Source organism: Haloferula chungangensis (assembly GCF_042664875.1).
Lineage (GTDB): Bacteria > Verrucomicrobiota > Verrucomicrobiia > Verrucomicrobiales > Akkermansiaceae > Haloferula > Haloferula chungangensis.
Map to the genome: position 1 here is coordinate 23,829 of NZ_JBHTBS010000007.1, position 21,412 is coordinate 45,240.

The 21,412-nt window shown below is 57.5% G+C and carries 15 protein-coding genes; 8 read left to right on the forward strand and 7 right to left on the reverse strand.

Features of this window, described 5'->3' with window-relative positions; all coding sequences use genetic code 11:
• Positions 1–18: 18 nt before the first annotated feature.
• Together ACFQY0_RS13585 and ACFQY0_RS13590 are read right to left on the reverse strand one after the other, a co-directional pair.
• The gene (locus ACFQY0_RS13585; RefSeq protein WP_379713285.1) at positions 19–1,350 is read right to left on the reverse strand and encodes an RICIN domain-containing protein; all 1,332 of its coding nucleotides are present in this window, start codon (positions 1,348–1,350) and stop codon (positions 19–21) included.
• 40 nt (positions 1,351–1,390) lie between these two features.
• Positions 1,391–3,193: an RICIN domain-containing protein gene (locus ACFQY0_RS13590; protein ID WP_379713287.1), complete on the reverse strand. Its 1,803-nt coding sequence runs from the start codon at positions 3,191–3,193 to the stop codon at positions 1,391–1,393.
• Positions 3,194–3,956: 763 nt separating this feature from the next.
• Here ACFQY0_RS13590 and mgtE point away from each other — a divergent pair.
• A complete protein-coding gene (gene mgtE / locus ACFQY0_RS13595) occupies positions 3,957–5,357 on the forward strand; it encodes a magnesium transporter (RefSeq protein ID WP_379713289.1) in 1,401 nt (466 codons plus the stop codon).
• Positions 5,358–5,370: 13 nt separating this feature from the next.
• The gene (locus ACFQY0_RS13600; RefSeq protein WP_379713291.1) at positions 5,371–5,781 is read left to right on the forward strand and encodes a protein kinase family protein; all 411 of its coding nucleotides are present in this window, start codon (positions 5,371–5,373) and stop codon (positions 5,779–5,781) included.
• Here ACFQY0_RS13600 and ACFQY0_RS13605 read toward each other — a convergent pair.
• On the reverse strand, positions 5,778–6,359 hold the full coding sequence (locus tag ACFQY0_RS13605; protein WP_379713293.1) for a hypothetical protein: 582 nt from the start codon (positions 6,357–6,359) through the stop codon (positions 5,778–5,780). The genes ACFQY0_RS13600 and ACFQY0_RS13605 overlap by 4 nt on opposite strands.
• Positions 6,360–6,646: 287 nt before the next feature.
• Between ACFQY0_RS13605 and ACFQY0_RS13610 the strand changes: the two genes are divergently transcribed.
• From ACFQY0_RS13610 to ACFQY0_RS13635, 6 genes are all read left to right on the forward strand, one after another.
• Positions 6,647–7,498: a protein-disulfide reductase DsbD domain-containing protein gene (locus ACFQY0_RS13610; RefSeq protein WP_379713295.1), complete on the forward strand. Its 852-nt coding sequence runs from the start codon at positions 6,647–6,649 to the stop codon at positions 7,496–7,498.
• A 37-nt stretch (positions 7,499–7,535) separates the two neighbouring features.
• Positions 7,536–8,462, forward strand: a complete 927-nt coding sequence (gene deoC / locus ACFQY0_RS13615) for a deoxyribose-phosphate aldolase (RefSeq protein WP_379713297.1) — start codon at positions 7,536–7,538, stop codon at positions 8,460–8,462.
• Positions 8,463–8,501: 39 nt separating this feature from the next.
• Positions 8,502–8,810: a carboxypeptidase-like regulatory domain-containing protein gene (locus ACFQY0_RS13620; protein ID WP_379713299.1), complete on the forward strand. Its 309-nt coding sequence runs from the start codon at positions 8,502–8,504 to the stop codon at positions 8,808–8,810.
• Between the two features lie 69 nt (positions 8,811–8,879).
• Positions 8,880–10,367: an aldehyde dehydrogenase family protein gene (locus tag ACFQY0_RS13625; protein ID WP_379713301.1), complete on the forward strand. Its 1,488-nt coding sequence runs from the start codon at positions 8,880–8,882 to the stop codon at positions 10,365–10,367.
• Positions 10,368–10,378: 11 nt separating this feature from the next.
• Positions 10,379–10,651, forward strand: a complete 273-nt coding sequence (locus ACFQY0_RS13630; RefSeq protein WP_379713303.1) for a hypothetical protein — start codon at positions 10,379–10,381, stop codon at positions 10,649–10,651.
• A 12-nt stretch (positions 10,652–10,663) separates the two neighbouring features.
• Positions 10,664–11,494 carry an aldehyde dehydrogenase family protein gene (locus ACFQY0_RS13635; protein ID WP_379713305.1) on the forward strand — a complete coding sequence of 277 codons (831 nt, stop codon included), beginning with the start codon at positions 10,664–10,666 and terminating at the stop codon, positions 11,492–11,494.
• Between the two features lie 6 nt (positions 11,495–11,500).
• On the opposite strand, the gene ACFQY0_RS13640 is transcribed toward ACFQY0_RS13635, so the two are convergent.
• The 4 genes from ACFQY0_RS13640 to ACFQY0_RS13655 form a co-directional block, all read right to left on the reverse strand.
• A complete protein-coding gene (locus ACFQY0_RS13640) occupies positions 11,501–12,994 on the reverse strand; it encodes a sulfatase-like hydrolase/transferase (RefSeq protein ID WP_379713307.1) in 1,494 nt (497 codons plus the stop codon).
• A gap of 26 nt (positions 12,995–13,020) precedes the next feature.
• Positions 13,021–16,443 (reverse strand): DUF7133 domain-containing protein, encoded by a 3,423-nt coding sequence (locus ACFQY0_RS13645; protein WP_379713309.1) that lies wholly within the window; start codon positions 16,441–16,443, stop codon positions 13,021–13,023.
• 145 nt (positions 16,444–16,588) lie between these two features.
• A complete protein-coding gene (locus tag ACFQY0_RS13650; RefSeq protein WP_379713781.1) occupies positions 16,589–16,993 on the reverse strand; it encodes a YchJ family protein in 405 nt (134 codons plus the stop codon).
• Between the two features lie 168 nt (positions 16,994–17,161).
• Positions 17,162–21,286 (reverse strand): beta strand repeat-containing protein, encoded by a 4,125-nt coding sequence (locus tag ACFQY0_RS13655; protein WP_379713311.1) that lies wholly within the window; start codon positions 21,284–21,286, stop codon positions 17,162–17,164.
• Positions 21,287–21,412: the final 126 nt, after the last annotated feature.

Below are 21,412 nucleotides of genomic sequence, written 5' to 3' on the forward strand. Positions count from 1 at the left end.
TCAGCAAGCGTCAGTTCCTCACTTATACTCAATCTTCCATTGGAGATTGTGACTACTGCTACTGGAATTGTAGAGGTTCACGTTCTGACCATTTCCTCCACCGCTTCCTCCATTGATGGCGAATCCGGAAGCATTCCGTTTCCGCAGCTGATAGTACCCCCCTCCTTTGTCGACCTTCTGCCAATGCTGGTTGTAGTTCGACGAACCGGTCGTCCACAGATAGACGTTCTGAGCGTTTGCACCACCGTTTCCTCCGTCCAACGAATAGGAAGTGCCAAGCTTCTGATAGGTAAAATAGCCATTACCTCGGTCGATCTCTTCCCACTGCTGGTTCACATTGTTCGCATTGTAGCTCCACAAATAGACATTCTGGCCATTCGCACCACCGTTACCGCCGTCGATTCCATACCCAGACGCATTGCGTTTGGAAATGGTCACAATCGACGTGGGCTCATCGAGACAGTCCCGATTCGTCCAGCAGTAGATCTTTTGACCCGTGTTGGTTTCGAAATAACCGAAACACCAGCGAAAGGTCGCGATGACCGTGGACGAATCATAACCGTAGAGATTTTGAACGTAGTCATTCACGTCCATATCCCTCCAGAAATTCTTGCCAATACGCGAACGAGAGCACTGCACCCCGTGACGCTTGTTTCCGGTCTCAGGAAGGTTGATGAATCCGTTGAGGACCCCGTCCCGAATGTAGTAGTACTTCGCCTTTCCCGCGGAACTTGTCCGGTTAGGGATGATGTAGGATTCCTCAAGCGCTGAAGGAACGGGCACGTCAAGCACCGTGTGCATCACGTATCGCGTACTCCCGGCAGGATTGGCGGTGTAGCGCACGGCAGCACTTTCACGCCGAGCATAGATGGACTGCGTGTATGAACTGAGATTCGATTGAGGCTCCATGCGGTCGACTCTCGCCCATCCGCTATAGGTCCCCCCACCCTGGATTTCAGCGGCCGCCAGGTAGATACATTCCCGCGTGACACCATTGATCCTGATCTCCGCCCATGCTCCTGCGTGAACCTTCCCGTAATGCTCGCCATCATAGTAGCCGACCGGCCCCTCCTCGGTCATCACCTCAACTCCGTCTTCAGTGAGCTTGTTGCCATTATTGTCGTAGAGGTAGGTGGCATCGACCGTGATGGTCTCACTCCACTGAAGGGCGTTGGGGTTTGCATTTCCTCCCGAATCAAAACCCACCTGCCAACTCGTGGAATTGAAGGTCGAAGGAGGCGGATTGAATTGATCGTAATACGCCGCGTCATGGTAGTCATCAAGACCGGCATGGGCGCTTCCTATCACGATCGCTGACAAGGCACAAAAGTAGAAACGATTGTTGTTCATAGGACTCTTTCGTCACTGGTTGAGATCATCAATCGGGCTCTCATTGATACTGAATCCTCCACTGAAGGTTGTGGCTACTACTACTGGAATTGTAGAGATTCACATTCTGACCATTCGTTCCACCGCTTCCGCCGTTGATGGCGAATCCGGAGGAATTCCGCTTCCGAAGCTGAAAGTAGCCACCTCCCTTATCAACCTTCTGCCAGTGTTGGTTATAGTTCGAGGGTCCCGTCGACCACAAATAGACATTCTGTCGATCCGCCCCGCCATTTCCTCCGTCGATCGAATAGCTGGTTCCCTGTTTTTGGTAGGTGTAGTAGCCGTTGCCACGATCAATTTCCTGCCACTGCTGGTTCACGTTGTTCGCGTTGTAGCCCCACAGGTAGACATTTTGCCCATTGGCGGCTCCATTCCCTCCATCGATGCCGTAGCCGAGCGCACTTCGCTTGGCGATCGTCACGACTCGGTTGGCGTTCGTCACATTGTTATTGCTCCCGTTATTGGTGATCGCCCCGTAGGAGCTCCCCGTCGTCCCGGAACTGGCAGAGGTCAGAAGGAGTGGATAGGAAGTGAGATTGTCGATATCAACATTCGATGCATTGTGTGAGTCAACGGTCCCCAGATTACGGACGTCATCGAACTCACCCCCAATCAGAACCTTCAGGTTCTGGTTCACAGGATTCTCAGTTCCGCGGAGGGTGATCTCGTGATCATTCCCACCGATCCAGGCAATCGCACCCGAGCCGTTGTAATAGGGATCGCTAGCGGGAAGCACGGTGATGTCCGCTTCCAGGTTGTTATCGTTACTATAGGTCGTCCGATACACCGGCCCGTAAGCCACGTCGGCGCTGCAATTGACGATCGTCCCGCCTCGCAGACCAAAACCGGATTCACAACCGATGGCGGTGCAATCCTCGGCATTCCGATATCCGGATCCCAAAGGCATCGAAACTCCGGACCGCATGTATTTGATGGTGCAATTCCGGACCGTGATATTCGAGGTGTGCCTCGTGTAGGAAACGCCATCGACGACCGTCGTTCCACTCGTGTAGGTCCTGATACCATCCTCCTGAAGGCTCATCATGTAACCTGGAGGAAGCCTGTACCCCCAAACCGTTAGAAAGTCACGGTCGTAGGCCGGACCCGACGTTTCCGCCAACATATCGTCCGTGGAGCGAACTTCGCCTTCGATGTAACACCCTTCGATCAGAGCTCCGACGGCCCCCTGCATGAAAATCCCATGGCCGTAGGCCCTATGGATGAAGGTGCAGTTCTTCACATGGTTCGAATTGCCCCGGACCAGGCAAGCACTGTGCTTGAAGTGCTTGATCGCGTATCCCGAGCCCTTGCCGAAGGCGTCGCCATAGGCATAAGGTTGCGATCCCTTCACCGTGACATGGAATCCTTCGACGCGATTCCCCTCACCATCCATGAGGATGTTCAGTGCCGTTCGCGTCGGCCGGTCATCCACCGATCCGTCGTCGATCATGGTAAGGTTCTTCAATACGTTCCCGTTCCCCGAAATTGCGACCTCCTGAACATCCACGTTTCCAAATGCCTGAAAAACGTCCGTATCAATCATCAGGGTTACCCCGGTGAAGTCATAGGTACTATTGTTGCCTGAAACAAGCAGAAGTGGGTTGCCAAATGCCCCTGATGCGACATCCGCCGCATCAATTGAGTAGGTCCCTGGCGACAGTTTGACATTCGCATTGTTGTCGTCGAGATAGGTTTTAAGGGCCGACAAGGAATTGACGGTGGTCTGGGCGAGAGCCGCTGAACTGATTATCGAGGAAAATGCCGTCACCAGCACCGTCCTCAAGACGCTTGTTCGCCAAATCATGCTCTGTGATGATCCGATTCGGATCTGAGAGTCGAGCTGGCATGCTCCAGTTTTACTTTCAATGGTTTTTATTTTCATGTTCTACGGTTTGGATTTTGGGTTTGTAGAATACGATTCAGGACATAATCCCAGAATCATCGTGCCAGATATCAGAATGAAATTGCTCCCGTCGATCCTGATTCATTGCATATCAGCTCACCCTGTAAACTTTCGGAGATAGTGAAACAGGTGAGCGAGCGACCGCCCCTCCGAGGATCACCCCGGATCAAATGAGATCAGAGAACTGTGGCTCCCGTGAGACACGACAGGTCGAACGCCTGAGCGGGAGCAAATCGTCGGGCACGTCCAGCGTCACCAGCTGGCCGTAGGAGATTCGAGGATCAGAAACTTGACCCGACAGGGACGGTAAACCGATGCTCGGCTTTCCGGAATTTCGATCCTGAGGCTTCAGACCTCACCGAAACGTCACAAACTGCATCGCTTCTTCCCGATGCCAGTGAGCTAGCCTCCGTGCGTGTTGTTGGATGTCGCCCGAGGGGTCGGAAAAATCAGCCTCATTTGTCGGCACCACTTTCCCCTGATCAGGAAGGCCATCGAGCGATCCAGCCCCACCATCGAGGAAGGGCGGTTCCGCCCTCCTGGCGAGTCCGCCGCCTAAGCAAATCCTCAGAACATTCACTCCAGCCATCTCATGCACGGTCAGAATCGTCCCGATCGCTCACCCGGGCTTGCCCCCGCGCGACACTCCCCCCAAGCTCGCCCCATGCCGGACGAGGTCGCACCCCTACCCATTGAAGAACTCGCCCGCGCTATCGAGGCGGAGGATCAGAGCGCCATCCGCAGCATTGCGGAGGATCTTCACTATGCGGACCTCGCCCACATCTATCAGGAAGTCGACGACGAGAAGCACTCCATGTTTCTCAAGACGATCGGGCCGGAGATTGCCGCCGATATGATTGTCCAGCTCCCCGATTCCATGATCGAGGAAGCTCTCGATCACTTCAAACCGGCTGAGCTGAAGATCCTTTTCCACGAACTCTCCGACGATGACCGCGTCGACGTGCTTCAGGACGTCGGCGACGAAGCCCGCCTCCGCTATCTCGGGCTTCTCGGTCCGGAAGACGAAGAACTAACCCGCAGTCTGCTGCGCTACGAAGAAGATACCGCAGGTGGGCGCATGACCACCCGCTTCGGACGGCTCTTTGCCAACATGACGATCAAGGAAGCGATCGACATGCTGCGCCGGGAGCAGGAGAACACGGAAACGCTCAGCCGCATTTTCGTGGTCAATGCCAAAGGGCAGCTCATCGGTCGCATTCGTCTGCGTGATCTCGCATTCAATACTTGGGATACTCCGGTTCGCGACATCATGAAGGAAGTCGGCCCCGAGCAGTGCATCCTCGCCACCGCCGACCAGGAAGATGCTGCCAATCTCCTGCTCAAGTACGACCTGATTGTCCTCCCCGTCGTCGATGAATTCGGGCACCTCCTCGGAATCATCACCCACGATGATGCGATGGAGATCCTCCAGGAAGAGAGCACCGAAGACATGGAAAAATTCGCCGGTATCGCCGGCGAACCCGTGGAAGAGACTTACCTTCAGGCATCGGTGCTCACCCACTTCAAGCGACGCTTCGTCTGGCTCTTCTTTCTCGCCCTGCTTGCCATCGCATCCGGCTACGTGATGATGCGTTTCGAGGGGACCCTCATGAAGATTTTCCTGCTCTCCCTCTACCTTCCCATGGTCGTCGCGGCCGGCGGCAACACCGGGGGACAGGCCTCGACCATGGTCATCCGCGCGATGTCGCTCGGCGAACTCGTTGCGGGCACCGCCAGCCGGGTGCTATGGAAGGAATTTCGGCTCGGGGCAATTCTCGGCTGCACCCTGGGTTGTTCGATTGCCGCCCTCACCATTTTCATTCTGCCCGCCTTCCGCCCTCAACTTCCCGAGGGGGTCACCTTCTTCCGCTTCGGACTTACCGTTGCCATCGCCCTTGCCGCACAAATCACCACCTCCACCGTGATTGGAGCCTTGCTTCCTCTCGGTGCCCGTGCCATCCGTCTGGACCCGGCGGTCGTCGCGGCACCCGCCATTACCACCTTGGTCGATGTCTCGGGCATGGTCATCTATTTCACCATTGCCCAAGCCGTTCTCGGCCTCTGATCCCCAAGACAACATGAGAGAACTCAAAGACGGACTCCGCGCAGAAGTGCGACTCGATTGGATGAACCGCGTTCACAAGAAGTTGCGCGGCACCGATGCTGACAAGCGCTATGCCAACGAAGTTGCCGTTTTGAAAGTGCTCGAAGAACGCGGCTGCCCGAACGTCCCGCGCCTCCTCGAAGAACATCCGGAGGAGAACTATTTCGTCAGCACCTCATGCGGTCAGCCGGCACCCAACATTTCCGACCGGAGAACCAAGGAGCTCTTCGCGGAACTGGAACAAAAGTATGGCGTCCGGCACCTCGATGCCGAACGCCGCAACGTCACCTATGACCCCCATGCGGGGCGCTTCTGTTTGATCGATTTCGAACTTGCCGAGGTTTTGCCGGATCCCTCGCAGCCGCCGAAGGAGGCGTCGCTCTAAACGGCCACCATCTGCTCGGGAATCCCGAAAGCACTGCGTTTGCAGGCCCGTGCCCGATCGCTTCGAGACAGCCATTGGAGGAAATGGCCTGCCACAGTCGTCACCACCGATTCGGATTCACACAAGTCCGGATCCACCCAAGTGCTAATGGCCTCATCCTCACAGTGATCGCACTTGCAGATCATGACTTCGCAGACGTTTGGCAGTCCACGCGCGGCATCGATCGCCCCTTGCCCTCCGAGCACAACCCCTCCCAAGGAGGCAAGCGCGCGCAAAACCAGGGCGTAATCATTCCACCGATCGTATTCCGCACCGGTCATCCCCGCGCGGTTGATGATGAAATGCCGCGCCACGGGATCACCCGCCAAATAGCGGATATCTTCATAGTCGAAGTAGTCGAATTCTTCCGCGGGGTGGAGCGCGGCATCATTCACACATTCACAAATCTCCTTTTCGAGCTTCGACAAATCACAGCCGCAGGTCGCCCCAACAGCTAGAGAGAACGGGGGAGAAGGCATCTCGCACCAATGCATGAGACGCCCGACCGCAGACAACTTGCGATCATAAATAATTTTCATAGCGGATCATCCTCGCAGCTCCCCGATCAAAAAGCAATCCGCCTCTTCCGCAATCGTGATATCCGACCACAATTTGGATCAATCTGCGGAGTCTCCAAACGCCCCCGTTTTCATCCGCCAGAAAAGCGACAAATTTCTCCAAGCTGACTCATGAAGGCTCATTATTACTGATATCTTAACTACATCGGCTGATGGCTTTGCTGCAGTTTGACTTTGGGCGAAATTCTTCCGATCTGACTGACTCACCGTGTAAGAGCGATCGCCTCCGAACTGTAAATCCAAGCACCGTGCTCCGCCTCACCATCATTCTTGGAATTCTGACCCTGTCCACCGCAGCCGAGCCTTCGACCAAAGGGGTGGATCTGAAGCTCATCTCCTCGGTCAAAGGCATCAGCCCGAACGCCACCTTCACTCTTGGTGTTGAGATCCGTCATCACCCCGGTTTCCACACCTACTGGAAAAACCCCGGTGCCGTCGGTTATCCTACCCGGATCCACTGGAAGCTCCCGCAAGGATTCACTGTCGGACCGCTTCGCTGGCCAGCCCCTGAAATGTCCGACATGGCGGGCAATCCCGTCTTCGGCTACAAGTCCGACGTCACGCTCCTCGTCGACCTAACAGCACCCGGGAAACTTGATCCTACAGTCGAGATCGACGCCGCCATTTCGTGGATGGCCTGCTCCCGTGAATGTCATCCCGGAACCGAGACCTTCAGCTTGTCGCTTCCATCGAGTGCGCAAACCACTCCCGACCCCGCCACCAAAGCCGCATTCTTAGAGGCCGAACGACAGATTCCTCAAGAGTTGAAAGCCTGGGATGCTATCGTTGAGTCGAAGAACGACGACGAAAGAATCAGCCTCTTGCTCATCCCACCAGCCGGGATCCAGGATTTCGGAGCGATCCGTTTTTTCTCCAGCGACGGTCAAATTTCCTCGGATCCCGCCCCTCGGATCACCAAGCTCAAAGACGGCCGCATCCGCATCACCGCACCTCGCGCACGCTTCTCACCGGAGAATGTCAGTTCGCTTCCTTTCGTCATCGTCGCAGAAAAGCCCCTGAATCCCGATGGTTCCCACTTCGGCACTCTCGATCCTTGCTACCCCACTCAAGGAGCTACCCAAAACGACCCAACTCCCTGATTGTCCCCGCCCGCGCCGGTGTCCATGATCCCCCTCAATGAACGCCCCGGCCCACCGCCGCCTGCTCGCTGACATCGGAACCGTCGACGCCGTCGGCATCGAATCCCGCGTCGCGAAATACACCACCCGCTCGATCAAGAAAGCCTCGAAGGTTCAAGGTCTCAAGCTCGCCGCCTCGATGGTCGACTTGACGACACTCGAAGGTAAGGACAGCGCCGGCAAAGTCGCCTCTCTTTGCCAGAAAGCGCTCACGCCGCACCGCGGCATGGACGTCCCCCGCCCCGCCGCCGTCTGCGTCTACCCCTCGATGGTCCGCCACGCCGCCAAGCACGTCAAAGGCAGCGGCGTCCGCATCGCCTCCGTCGCCACCGCCTTCCCCTCCGGCCAGGCCCCCTTGAAAACCCGCCTCGCCGAAGTCCGCCAGGCCGTCGCCGACGGTGCCGACGAAATCGACATGGTCATCAACCGCGGAGCCTTTCATCAGGGTGAGTTCCAGCTCGTGCAGGATGAAATCGCTGCCGTCCTCGATGCCTGCGGCGACGCCACTCTAAAGGTCATTCTCGAGACCTCCGAGCTCGAAACCTACGACAACATCCGCGCCGCCTCCTTCATCGCGATGCAGGTCCTGCGCGAGGGCGACTTCATCAAAACCTCCACCGGCAAGACCTCGTCGAACGCCACCCTTGGCAACAATCAGGTCATGCTCGACGCCATCCGCGACCACTACCTCACCACCGGCATCGAGATCGCCATGAAGCCCGCTGGCGGCATCAAGACCGCCAAGCAAGCGCTCCAGTTCCTCATCGCTGTCAAAGAAACCCTCGGTGACAGCTGGCTCTCTAACACCCGCTACCGTTTCGGCGCCTCATCCCTGCTCAACGACCTCCTCCGTCAGCTCGAAGCCCAACGTACCGGCGCCTACCAAGCCCCCTACACCTTCACCGAGGACGCCTCTGGTTACTGAACAGCCGGACCGCTCGACACCAATCGCGCTTAGACAGCAATGAGAACCCCGATTCTACTAAGAACCACCCTAACATGTCTCGCCTTTCAGGCGTGCCATTCAGTCTCTGTCGTGCATGTATCGGACACCCGCGGCAACCCGATCCAGGGTGCTGTGATTCACACCATGCCCGCCTCAATGGACTCCCCCGAAATCCGCACCGACGGCGACGGATTTGCCGAAGTACCAGAGAGCATCCCGCCCGTCGACTGGGTCCAGGTAAGTAAAGAGGGCTATCTAGAAAGTGACCAAAAGACACTCACCGTAGAGAATCCACTTCGGGTCACACTCGAACCACTCGAACCCTGATTTCCTCATTTTCATCGACCTTGGCGCCCTTGGCGTCTTGGCGTTTCACCCCTCTTCCATCCATTTCCCATGCCCGTCAAAAAATCACCGAGATCCAAAACCCAAGCCCGCGAACTCCTCTTCGGCGACCTCTGGGAATTCGATCCGGCTCCCGAGTCAGCCTCACCCCACATCGCCGACCGCTACCAGCTCTTCATCGGCGGCAAACACGTCGCGCCGAAATCGAAGAAATACTTCGATTCCATCTCCCCTCGCGACGGCAAAAAGCTCTCCTCCATTCCGCAGGCCGGTAAAGCCGACGTCGACGCCGCCTTTGCCGCCGCCAAGAAAGCCTTCACCACCTGGTCGCAACTCCCAGGCGCCGAGCGCGGTAAGTATCTCTTCCGCATCGCCCGCCTCCTGCAGGATCGCTCGCGCGAATTCGCCGTCGCCGAAACCCTCGACGGCGGCAAGCCGATCAAGGAGTCCCGCGACTTCGACCTGCCGATGGCCGCCGCGCACTTCTTCTACCACGCGGGTTGGGCCGACAAACTCGAATACGCCGCTCCCGGTCGCACGCTCAAACCACTCGGTGTCATCGGCCAGATCATCCCATGGAATTTCCCCATGCTGATGCTCGCCTGGAAAATCGCGCCCGCCCTCGCAACCGGAAACACCGTCGTCATCAAGCCCGCCGAAACCACCTCGGTCACCGCGCTCAAGTTCGCCACCATCCTTGAACAAGCCGGACTCCCCCCCGGCGTCGTCAACATCATCAGTGGCGACGGCGAAACCGGAAAGCTCATCGTCGATCACCCCGACGCCGCCAAGATCGCCTTCACCGGCTCCACCGAAGTCGGCAAGCTCATCCAGAAATCACTCGCTGGCAGCGGCAAGAAGCTCACCCTCGAACTCGGCGGAAAAGCCGCCAACATCGTCTTCGACGACGCCCCCATCGACCAAGCCGTCGAAGGCGTCATCAACGGCATCTTCTTCAACCAAGGCCACGTCTGCTGCGCCGGCTCGCGGCTGCTCGTTCAGGAAAGCATCGCCGAGGAATTCACCGCCCGCCTCAAACGCCGCCTCGCCGTCCTGCGCGTCGGTGATCCGCTCGACAAGAACACCGACGTCGGGGCGATCAACTCCGCCGAGCAACTCGCCAAGATCAAGGAGCACGTGCAGAGCGGCGTCGATGAAGGCGCGGACATGCACCAGCCCGCCTGCAAACTTCCCAAGAACGGCTACTACTTCGCCCCGACTCTCTTCACCGGCGTCGCCCAGAGCCACCGCATCGCCAACGAAGAAATCTTCGGCCCCGTTCTTTCCATCCTCACCTTCCGCACCCCGGAGGAAGCCATCGAAAAGGCCAACAACACGCCCTTCGGCCTCAGCGCCGGCATCTGGACCGACAAGGGTTCCAAAATTCTCAGCATGGCCAGCAAGCTGAAAGCCGGCGTCGTCTGGGCCAACACCTATAACCAGTTCGACCCCAGCTCCCCCTTCGGCGGCTACAAGCAATCCGGCTTCGGCCGCGAAGGCGGCAAGCACGGCCTCCTTGACTACGCCTCCCTCGTCTAACACCAGCCAATATGACTCCTCCAGACAACTCCACCAAAGCCTCCCTCGGCTGCGGATCGCTAATCCTCATTGCCATCATCGTGCTGATCTTCAGCAACGGCAAAAATGACGAAGTGGAGAAGCAACTCCGCGACACCCGTTCCGAGCTCAAGGAACTCAAGGCTGAAGTCGTCACCCAATCCGCCACCCTTTCCCGAATCGAAGACGAGCTCAAAAAGGCCAACTCGAAGCCGCCCGGCCCCAAACCACGCGTAATTGTTCCGCCAAAAAGTCCTTCCGAATAACCCAATTTCATCATGCCTCTTCCCATCACCAAAACTCCCAAGTGCTACGTCGGCGGAAAATTCATTCGCAGCGAGTCCGCCCGCACCTACGAGCTTCATAGTAGCAAAGGCGAATTCCTCGCCCACATCCCGCTCTGCTCGCGCAAGGACCTGCGCAACGCCGTCGAAGCCGCTGCATCCGCCGGTGCCGGCTGGGCCAAACGCTCGCCCTACAACCGCGCCCAGATCCTCTACCGCCTCGCCGAGATGCTCGAATCCCGCTTCGCGGAAATGGCCGCATTCACCAGCGACAAGGAAGTCCGCAGCACCATCGACCGCATCGTCCACTACGCCGGCTGGGCCGACAAATACGAGCAGGTCCTCGGCAGCGTGAATCCCGTCGCCAGCTCGCACTTCAATTTCACCGTCAGCGAACCGATGGGCATCATCGGCATCCTCGCCCCCGAGGAAGCCCCGCTGCTCGCCCTCATGACCCTGATCCTCCCCGCCATCACCTCGGGAAACAGCGTCGTCGCCCTCGCTTCCGAAAGCGCGCCCTACCCCTCCATCCTCCTCGGAGAAATGATGGCCGTCAGCGACCTCCCCGGCGGAGTCGTCAACCTCCTCACAGGACCACGCAGCGAAATGTTGGACACCTTCGCCACCCACGAGCATCTCCGCGCCCTCAGCGCCGTCGCCGATCAGAAGGAAGCCACCACCCTCCAGCAAGGCGCCGCCGAATCCGTCAAACGCGTCAAGCTCCACGCTCCGAAGACCGACTGGTATTCCAGCGACCACGACTCCCCCTATGCGATCCGCGATTTCCTTGAAGCCAAAACCGTCTGGCACCCAATCGGAGCCTGAGAAGGCTCATTGGGGATCAACCTGGTCCGAGAACCGATACGGGTCGTCATGGGCCTTCATCTGGGCGAGCAGCAGTGCCTCCATTTCCTTGAGCTTCTCCGCGTGCTTCCCGTCGACCGAGAGGTCTACTTGGTTCGGTCTCGGCTCGTTCCCGGTAAGCTTGGCGACCTTTGCATCATGGTGTTCCTTGAGCAGTTCGTCCGGATTCTCCGCAAGATTGAAAAGCTGGGTGACGACCTCTCCGCGCTCGCCTGATTGGTACTTGATCAACTTCCAATCGCCCTTCTTGACCGAACGCATGCCCGGCTTCTTGCCTCCGCAATACGCTCCGTAGAGCACCTCACGCACCGCCGTCTTCTCACCCTTGAGAACCGGCACTAGGCTGACTCCCTCATTGGTCTCCGGCGCTTCGACGCCTGTTAGATCACAAATGGTGGCCAACACATCGAGCAGGTAAGAGTTCCCGGGAGCCCGCGACCCCGGCTTGATCCCCGGGCCCTTGACGATGAAGGGCACCCTCCAGGTGTGTTCATAGAGATTCTGCTTTCCTTGCAAACCATGCCGGCTGATGGCCATGCCGTGGTCGGCGGTGTAGATAATATAGGTGTTGTCCAGCTCTCCCATCGCCTTGAGCTGGTCGAGCACCTTACCGATCTGAATATCGATGTTTTCGCTGCAGGCGAACTCACGGCCGAGCTCATTGCGCATCGTCTGCTCATCGCGGTTCTTCCAAACTCCGCTGACATTCACTTCATCGCGCACATCCATGTGTGAGTTGTCGAAGGGATGGGCGGGAAGATAGTTCGCCGGAAGTTTGGGTTGTTTCGGATTAGCGGGCGGCAATGTGGATTTCTCCTTGTGATTGATCGCTCCATACTTCGCAAGAAGCTCCGGCTTCCCATCGCGGGTGTCATGCGGATGGGAGAAGCCGAAATAGATCAGGAACGGATCCTCATCCTTCGATGCCTCCCGCTCCTTGAGGTAGTTGAGCACCTGCTCGGCATGCCAACCGCTGCCCGTTTCATCCGTGCCCCCCCGCTTGGTGGCATCTCGGACCACCGTAAACTTCTTGTTGGCCGCCGCATAGCTGTTGCCCTTCTTGCAGGTCCGCATGGTATCGTAACCGGCTGCGTTGAAGACCGCTGCCATGGTGTGATCCGCGAGATCTTTGGGAATGAGATCCCCAACGACAGCATCCCTGCCCTTGCCCGGAATATGCCATAGCGTGCGCCCTGACATGATCATGTGACGTGATGGCGTACACACCCCACCGATCCAGGCTCCCATATGATGCGCCGATTCGAGCACCATCCCCTCCGAAGCAAGACGATCGAGCACCGGCGTCTGGAGAGCCGACTCAGGGTCGTAGGCCTTGAGATCGAAGGGCGATTGATCATCGGCGAGAATGAACAGGACGTTCGGGCGGTCCGCCGCAGTTGCAGCTACACTGGCGAAGATCGCCAGAGAAGTGATGGTCCGAAGAAGCAGTTGTATTTTCATGGGCAATTTTGGGATATCTGTCTCGGTTATTGTGCCTCGACGATCATGACACCTCGCATGATTCGCCAGTGTCCAGGGAAGGTGCAGATGTAGGGGTAGTTGCCGGGTTCCTGCGGCGTCGTGAACTCCATTTTGACCGTCTCACCATCGGGAACCTGAGGGGTGGAAAAGAGGATCAGGTCCGTTTCGGGGACATAGTGCCTTGCCATCGCATCCGCCTGAGCCGCCATCGCATCGGCCATCGCGCCCACCTCGGCTTCCGTGCCCGGCTTGGTGATGACCACGTTGTGCAACATGTGATCGACGTTCTCAAAAATGAACTCGTAAGTCTTTCCCGCTTTCACCGTGAAGCTCTTCACATTGAACTCAAGCGCCGCCGGAATGGTTTTCAGATAGATGTGTCCGTCGGTCACGGTGGCATACTTCTCGTCATACACCTTGGCCCAGTGCTGGTGCTCGTCTGCGTCTTTGGCAAAGTGGATCCCTTCAGGTTTCTGACCGACCAGCGTGGCCAGATGGAGCGTCGCCTTGCCCATCCGCCTTCCTCCAAGCCTCGTCGTGGTTTCGATCACGTTCATTCCTTCAATCAGATTCACCGTCAACTGACCGGATTTGGAATGCACGTCTCCCCGCGACCGGCGCACCGGGATGCCGTTGAAAGTAATGTTGAGGTGGGGATCACCCGCATAGCTCAGAATCAGGTCGCGGGCTTCATCACTCTGAAAGTAGAGGGAAGCGCCACCGTCTTTCTCCTTCCGAAGCCAGCCAACCAGTTTGGATTCCGGCGAGACTGTTAGAATCGGAAATTCCGGACTCAAAGGCATCCGGCCATGCAACTGAGCCAGCTTCACCACCCGGTCGAGGGGCGTTCCGTCAGGAGCGGAAGCATCATCGACGAGCTTCATCCAGAACGGATCCCGCGAAAGAAGATGACTCGCCACGGAAATCACCGCCATCCGGGTTCTCTCGTCGGGCGACTTCATCAGGTCCGATGCCAACAACTTCGCCTCATCACCCAGTGATGGAGCCCACCACCGAAGTGATCTCGCGGCAGCACGCTGGATCGGCAGTTCCCTGGAGCTTACCAGCTCGCGGAGAAGTTCCGGCTGAGAAAAATCCTTCTCACGCTCGAACAGCCACAGAAGTTCCAATCCGAGTTTACCGTCGCTCATACCCTCGGCGATCCGGCTCTTGGCATGGGCGAGGACCTCGCCCGATGGACGACGCTCCAGTTCCTCGCGTGCCAGCTCCTGAACGCGGACCTGGGGGTGGGTGAGGAGATCGAAAAGCTCATTCAATTCCGCGCCAGCAATCTTCGGCGGCGTGGCCAACGCCGAACCCTTTCGGGTCACCCGCCAGATCCGACCATGCGAATAGTCACGATTCGCATCCCGGATCGAGTGCTGCGCGTGACCGATGATCGGGTAGTAGAAATCAGAAACATACAGCGCTCCATCAAGTCCGAAACCAAGATCCGTCGGGCGGAATACCTTGTTCTCACTCGAGAGTAGATTGATCGACTCTCCGGCCTTCACCCAGGTGCCTCCCTCGAGCTTCAGAGGCGTGTAAAGCACCGCATTTTTTGCCAGCAAATGCCCCGTCAACAGGCCACCACTCCACTCCTGCGGGAAGTGCGGGCTGGACACGAATTCCAAGGTGCATCCCTTATCGTCGCGGAATGGCATTCCCATGGTCGGCAAACTTGAGGTGCCGACCGGGGTCGCGACATTATAGAAATCACAATCGATGATCTGGCCACCCCCGAACATCTGGATCGACTCCCCCCACGGGTTGAATGAAACCTTCCATGGATTCGGATGCGTCGTCTGCCTTTCAACGGTCAGAGTCTGTGAATCCAGATCGTAGAACAAGGTCGCAGCGTCCTTGGTTCGCACCACACCCTGGGGTGTCTCGAACTGGCCACGGTGGAACAAGGCTTCATTGACGATCAGCTGCCCCTGCGGGGTGCGTTCCAGATAGCCTCCATGATGGGTATCCGTATCATCAGCACCGCGCAGAATCTCCTCCCTCACATCGGCCACATCGTCGCCATCGGTATCCCGGAGCCACAGAAACTGGCGGGCTACGGAAACGATGATGCCATCCTTATAGAAAACGAAACCATCCGGCAGTTTCAGTTTGTCGGCGAAGACGGTCCTCTTGTCGGCCTTCCCGTCGCCATCGGTGTCTTCAAAAATGAGCACCTTGTCATCGGAAAGCTGACCCGGCAAAGGCACCGGGTAGCTCGCAAAGCAGATCACCCACAGCCGACCTTGCGCATCGAAATTGAGCTGCAGCGGATTGACCAATTCGGGAAACTCCTCGCTTGAAGCGAAGAGATTTACGTCGAATCCATCCGCCACCGAGAAGCCGGCAAGGTCTTCTTCCGTCGATTGGATCACTCCCAGGCCTTTTCTTGGGGTGCTTGCCGGAGGCGTTGCCTCGACCACCTCCAGTTCTGGGAATGACTGGACGCTTTTCAGATCAGCGGCCTGCTTCCAGATGGCCTCATCAAGTTGGTTGGCGAGCACCAGGTGATGGGGAATCTCGCTCGCATACTCGTAATCGCGACGGCGCACGCCGTAGTAGTGAATGCCATTGGCGGGGTGGTAGGCCATCGCCACTTCATAGGCCTTCCGGGACACCAGCTTGCGTAGCGCTAGAAATCCCGGTGATTCGGTTTCGATCCTGGACACCTTCTCGGCAGATGACAGAGCAGCCGCCAGCACCTTGGCAAGCTCACGGTTGCCCGCGTCATTGAGATGCATGCCATTGCTTGTTAGAGAGGCTTTGCTCTCGGCAAAAAGCTTTTTGCTCGGACCAAACAGATCGATGAAGCGCACGCCCCTTTTCTCGGCCGTTTCCTGCATCACCTTGCAGTACAGCTCGATGTCCGCATTGCGGGCGACGGGATCCGGAAAGTCGCCGCTCGCGACCTTCTCTACGGCCGTTGGCGAAACGAGCACCAGTTCGCTGGCGGGATGCCGTTGCTCGATGATCGACAGATAAAGATCGAGGTCCTTGGCAAACTTCGCGAGCCCTTCAGCCCCGGCAAAGGACTCATTCATTCCAAAACACATCACCACCCGCTCGCACGGAAGCTGCTTGGAAATATAGCCCATGTGATCCCCAAACTTCTCCGCCCGGATTCGGAAGCCGACTTCGTCACCGGTGTAGGCCATCGAGCGGAAACGTTGTTGCTCGCCGGCATTCGCCACCTGAAGCAGTGACTCCAGCGTTCCGTCCTCCTGCTGGCGTTCGACGAAGCTGTTCCCGTAAAAAATCGTCAGGCCATCCGCCTTCACCGACACGTTCGGCATGCCATTGGTCGACGCGGTTTCGGCCGAATTCACAGCGGTCTTTTTCCGCGTCGGCTTCTCCGCTGACTGCAGCGTCGCTCCGGTCAACAGAAAGGTAAGCGCGAAAATGAGTCGGGAAATTGAGACCATGGGCCCCATTCTACGATCCCTCCAAAGGCGATTCTTACCAAAATTCGTGTCGTCAGCCGAATCCGGCGCGCGGCGAACGCTTCTCGAATCGACTGGGAGTTCAGGCTCGCCCCTCACGCGATCCCCCGCAGCGGGGTTCGGAACTTCAATCCTTCCCGTCGAGGTATTTCCAATCGCCCTTGTAGCGTTTGAAGCGCGAGACCTCGTGCAGTTCCTGCGGCTCGCCATTGACGAAAAAGTTCGCGATGAACTCGACCTTGCCGACCTTGTCCTCCTTGCCTCCCTTCGCCACGGCGAGGACCTCGAGGTTCGCCCAGTTCACCTGATAGACCATCTTCTCCAGGCTTTTGCGAAGGCCCTTTTCACGGGTATCCGGGTGGGTCGTCTCCACCAGAAAGTCCACGCGCCGGAAAAAGTAGGCGCTATAACGGGCTCTCATCAGCTGCTCCGCCGTTGCCGGCTTTGCCTTCGAGTGATGGAAAGGCATGCAGCAATTCGCATAGTTGATTTTGCTTTTGCACGGGCACAACGATGCCTCCCGCTCCTTCATTGGCCTCACCGATTTATCGCTCACCCGGAAAGCTTCTCCCGAATGGCCGAACTAATCAAAGAAAACCTCTTGGCCTCGGAGCTTCGTGGGGTATCGACGCTTCCATGAAAAATCCCGGGCAGCCCTGAGGCCGCCCGGGATGGCACCCATTCCAAAAAAAGTTCCCAATCAGGACGGATTATTCAGGGCACTCAGCCGTCCAAAAATCTTTCCATCGCTGGCAACCGATTTGCTGATCGTGACCGTAACGGTCTCCACACCATCGACGGGAGCGCTGATGCTGACTTCCGCAGCGGGTGTGGGCGCGATCCCGATGTCGATCCAGCTCTCCGCTGCCATGTCGGTGGTCGAGTATTGGAAGGTCTGGGTGGTATCGGTCGCCGAGAGAGCCAGGCGCTGGAAGGTGAAGACGAAATTCTCACCGGAGGCATCGGCCGTAGGCAAAATCCCCGGATCCGCGATCTCCGGATTTCCGTTGAGCACATACTCGAGCACGTTCTCGATACTGTCATTGTCCGAGTCTCCATTGGGTGATGTGTCCGCTACGGTGAATCCTGAGATCCAGCTGTCATACCCGGGAGTCCCCGCCTCAACGGTCAAGGTGCGGGTGCTTTCGGTGAAGGTCCACAGATTCCCGAGGGTATCGAGGGTCCAGACGCCCGGACTTGTCTCATTAAAGAACCCGAGGGTGCTCTCCACGGAGACCGCATCGAATCCAGCGGTGAGATCCGTATCGTCAATCAGCACCCAGCTGTTTCCGGCGGAGCTATTGGCTCCTCCCAGGTTGAAGACCACCGTCCCTTCGAAGCTGAAGGAACCTGTTCCACCCGGCACACCCCGGACCTGATTGATGACTCCGTTTGCCGCGGGTGCGAATGTCAGACCACCCGTCGAGGTGATTACCAGAGCGCCTTCCTCCACGGTCGTGAAGCCGGTGTAGGTGTTCATCCCGGTGAGCGTCTGGGTGCCGGAGCCCACTTTGGTGTAGCTGCCGACGTGGTTGGCGTTGTTGGCCAGGACACCATCAAAAGTTCCGCTACCGTCATCCACCCCAAAGGTGAAGGCGGTGTAGCTGGTGATCGCAGCCGTTCTGAATCCTGACGTAATGGTACCCGCGCCTGTGAGTTCATCGACCTCAATGTTGGCTTCCGCGCCGCCAAAGCTTGCGAAGGCTTCAACGTTGAGACCCGACAAATTGCCGGTCCAAATGTCATTATTGTTAGATCCTCCCACGAAGTTGCCTGCCTGCACGTCAATCAGCGCTCCCGAATCCAAAGCGAAGACGGCGCTCCCGGCACCCCACCGAAGGGCCGCATCGCCCGTATTGAGGACCGTTCCTCCCCCAGTGAAGGTGGTGTTTCCAACTTGAGTGACGCCGCCACCGCCGTTGAAGACCGCAAACTCAAGGGTCGCCCCCGATTCGACGTGATAGGAGGGCACGGCACTGATTCCGACGAATGTCAAAGTGCCTCCACTAACGGTGACCGGACCTGACATGGCATCGGTGAGACCTTCAAGCCGAAGGACGTCTGGGCCGAGTTTTTCCAACGCTCCACCACCACTGACCGCTCCTGAAATGAAGCTCGTTCCCGAGTCCATCCCGGCGTTGAAAGTGAGCGTGCCTTCGTTGGCGATATCGGAATAGATCGACCCCAGCCCTTGCGCCGCATTGAAGTGGAAGGCTCCATGGTTGACGATCGGGCTGTCTGGAACAAAGCCGTCCGTCACTCCATCTCCGATGTTCAAGGTACTTCCCGTCGCGATGGTGGTTGTGCCCGTATGGGTGTGGTCGCCAAGCAGAGTGACTTCCCCGCCGCCCCGGATCTGGACATTGGTCGCACCCGAGATCCCCGTGCCACTGGAAACCGATGAGATCACATAAGGATTTGCCGCCGAGTTGATAAATTCGACCAGTCCTGTTTCAACCGGACCATTGACGCCGACGTTGAATTCGGTGACTGGGGTGGCAGTCGTGTTGTTCCAGTAGGCGTCCGCGAAACGAACGGAGTTGGAAAGCAATGTAGCCACATTGAAAGTCACCACCGATGCCGGTGTGCCCCAGCTGTTATTCGAGAAGTTCGCCGTAGTACTCTGGTCCCAGGTCGAGCCGGTGGTTCCCGTCCAGAAATTATAGTCGCCCGGCAGGTAGGTAAGCGTATGGTCGCTTTCGGTGTAGATCCACTGAAAGAGGCCGTTTGGCTTCACCCAGACTCCCGGAGTTGAGGTCTCGGCAAAATCACCAGTCGGGCTGGTTACCACGAAGCTGGCACCGTAATTTACTGAAGCGAGGTCTTCAGCATCGATCAGCACCCATTTGTTGCCCATCGTGGCATCGGCATTGGTGAGATCGATATTCAAACCGCCATTGAAAGTAAGATTACCGATCCCTCCAAAACCAAAGGCGCCCACAACCTGATTGCTCGTCCCGTTGGTGGTCGGATACATCGTAATTGCGCCACCCTGCTCGATGAAGAGATGGCCGGTCTCCACCAACGTATCACCGGAGTATGTGTTGGCTCCGTGAAAATGGACGTCTCCGTCTCCATCCAACCCGATCGAGACCGTGCCCGCCGTGCCCGGGGTCATGCCTTCGGGGTCCTGGATCACGCCATGAAGGCTGAAATTGGAACCAACCGCCAGCTGGGCAATCGTGAGGTCTCTTCCATCCGATCCCGGACTTCCCAGATTGATCTCGGCAATTTCCACCGTCGAGTTCGCGTTGCTGTGCAGCGAGGCAAGCCCGGCGTGGTCACTCGGAATCGTGATGCTCGGACCACTGACGGTAGCTTGGCCGAATCGAAGGATCACATCATCGTTGACGGTGCTATCGCCCAGCACAATGGGAGATGAAGGACTCAGACCGGGGCCTCCGTTCAATCCGAGATGCAAGGTTCCGGATTGCACCAAGGTTTCTCCGGTATAAGTGCTTCCACTTCCCCCAAGCATCAGCGTTCCGGAGCCGATCTTGGTGAGGGATCCGCTTCCGGTGAGTGCTGGAGCGCCGTTCGAATCGAGGTTGCCATTCCCCACGATGAGCTCGATCGGCGCAGGGCTTTCCGCATTGTTTTCCAGAACAATCGGCAGGCTTCCAGCGAATCCCCCTACTGTGAATACACCCTCCGTTACCGATTCGTCGAAAATTGGTTCGGTATTCCCTGAAAGCCGGCTGTATTGCAACGCCAGACCGTCCTTCAGCACCAGCTCGCTGCCCCCGCTGACCGTGGTCAAGCCGGTATGCGTATTCGGACTGTTGAGAGTCACACTCCCTCCTCCGCTCACCAGGAGATTGGTGGTCCCCGTGATCCCCACCTCGTCCTCGCCACTGATCTCGTAATCCAGGAGGTTGTTGGAAAAGTCCAGTGTGCCGCCCGGAGCCGAAACTCCTCCTGCGGCGACCGTTAGAACTCCTTGAGTCACATCGACGGCAGTGCCCGAGTCGAAGTAGGTATCACCGAAATTTACTCGGTTCTGAATCTCAAGAGCTTCGGCAAAAGTGGCCCCGGCGAGGGGATCAAGCTTGTCGTTGGTCGTAAAATTGACCGTGGTGCTCTGATCCCATGTAGCTCCCCCAACGCCCGTCCAGTAGTTCGGGTCCGACACGAAGGCCGAGAGCGAAACCAGCTGAATGGATCGGCTGAACTCATTGTCCTGAGCATAGCTCAAAAAGCGATAGCCCTGATTAAAGTCAAAGACCGGGATGTTACCGGAGGCCTCCGTGATCCCATTGATCGAGTAGCTCCAATCCGCACCTCCAGCGCCATCTGGAACGACGGTCATCACCACGGGCGTCGAAACACCCTCGACGAAATCCACATTTGTCCCGGATGTGTCCAAGATGGTCACCGCACTTCCATCGGTGAAATTCAGCCCCTTGTTCGTTGTCTGCGAGGGTATCAGATTGACGCCGATGCTATAGACCGAAGCCGTGGCCCCGAAGGGATTCCACTCCGTGTAGGCAGCCACGTCTGTATCCTCACGAATCAGGCCGAAGGAAAACATGTTGGCAATCAAGTTCGCTTGGCCGGTCATCGTGTATTCCACCGCCAACTCAAAGCCTCCGCTCGACTGCACGACATTGTCGGAGAAGACGATGGCTCGGTTCTGAAAGTTTTGATTGGCTCCCGAATACGTCAGATCTCCATTATCACTCCAAAGGTGGTTGCTTCTGAGAGTCAAATTGGTGGCCCCTCCGCCAGTACCGGCATTGGTGGCCAAGGTATCGTTATCAAAAAAGTCCTGATAGACGAGTGTCTGCGCCTGGACAGCCAGGGCCGAGAGGGTCAAGGCGGCCATAACTGGAAGATTGCAGGCTTTTCTCGACATGAATGAAGCGTCGCCCCGTCCTCGGAGGCGACTCGATAAAACAAGATCTGATGGGTTCATTGGAGTTGGGTCTTTGATTCGTGCGATTTCAGGGTT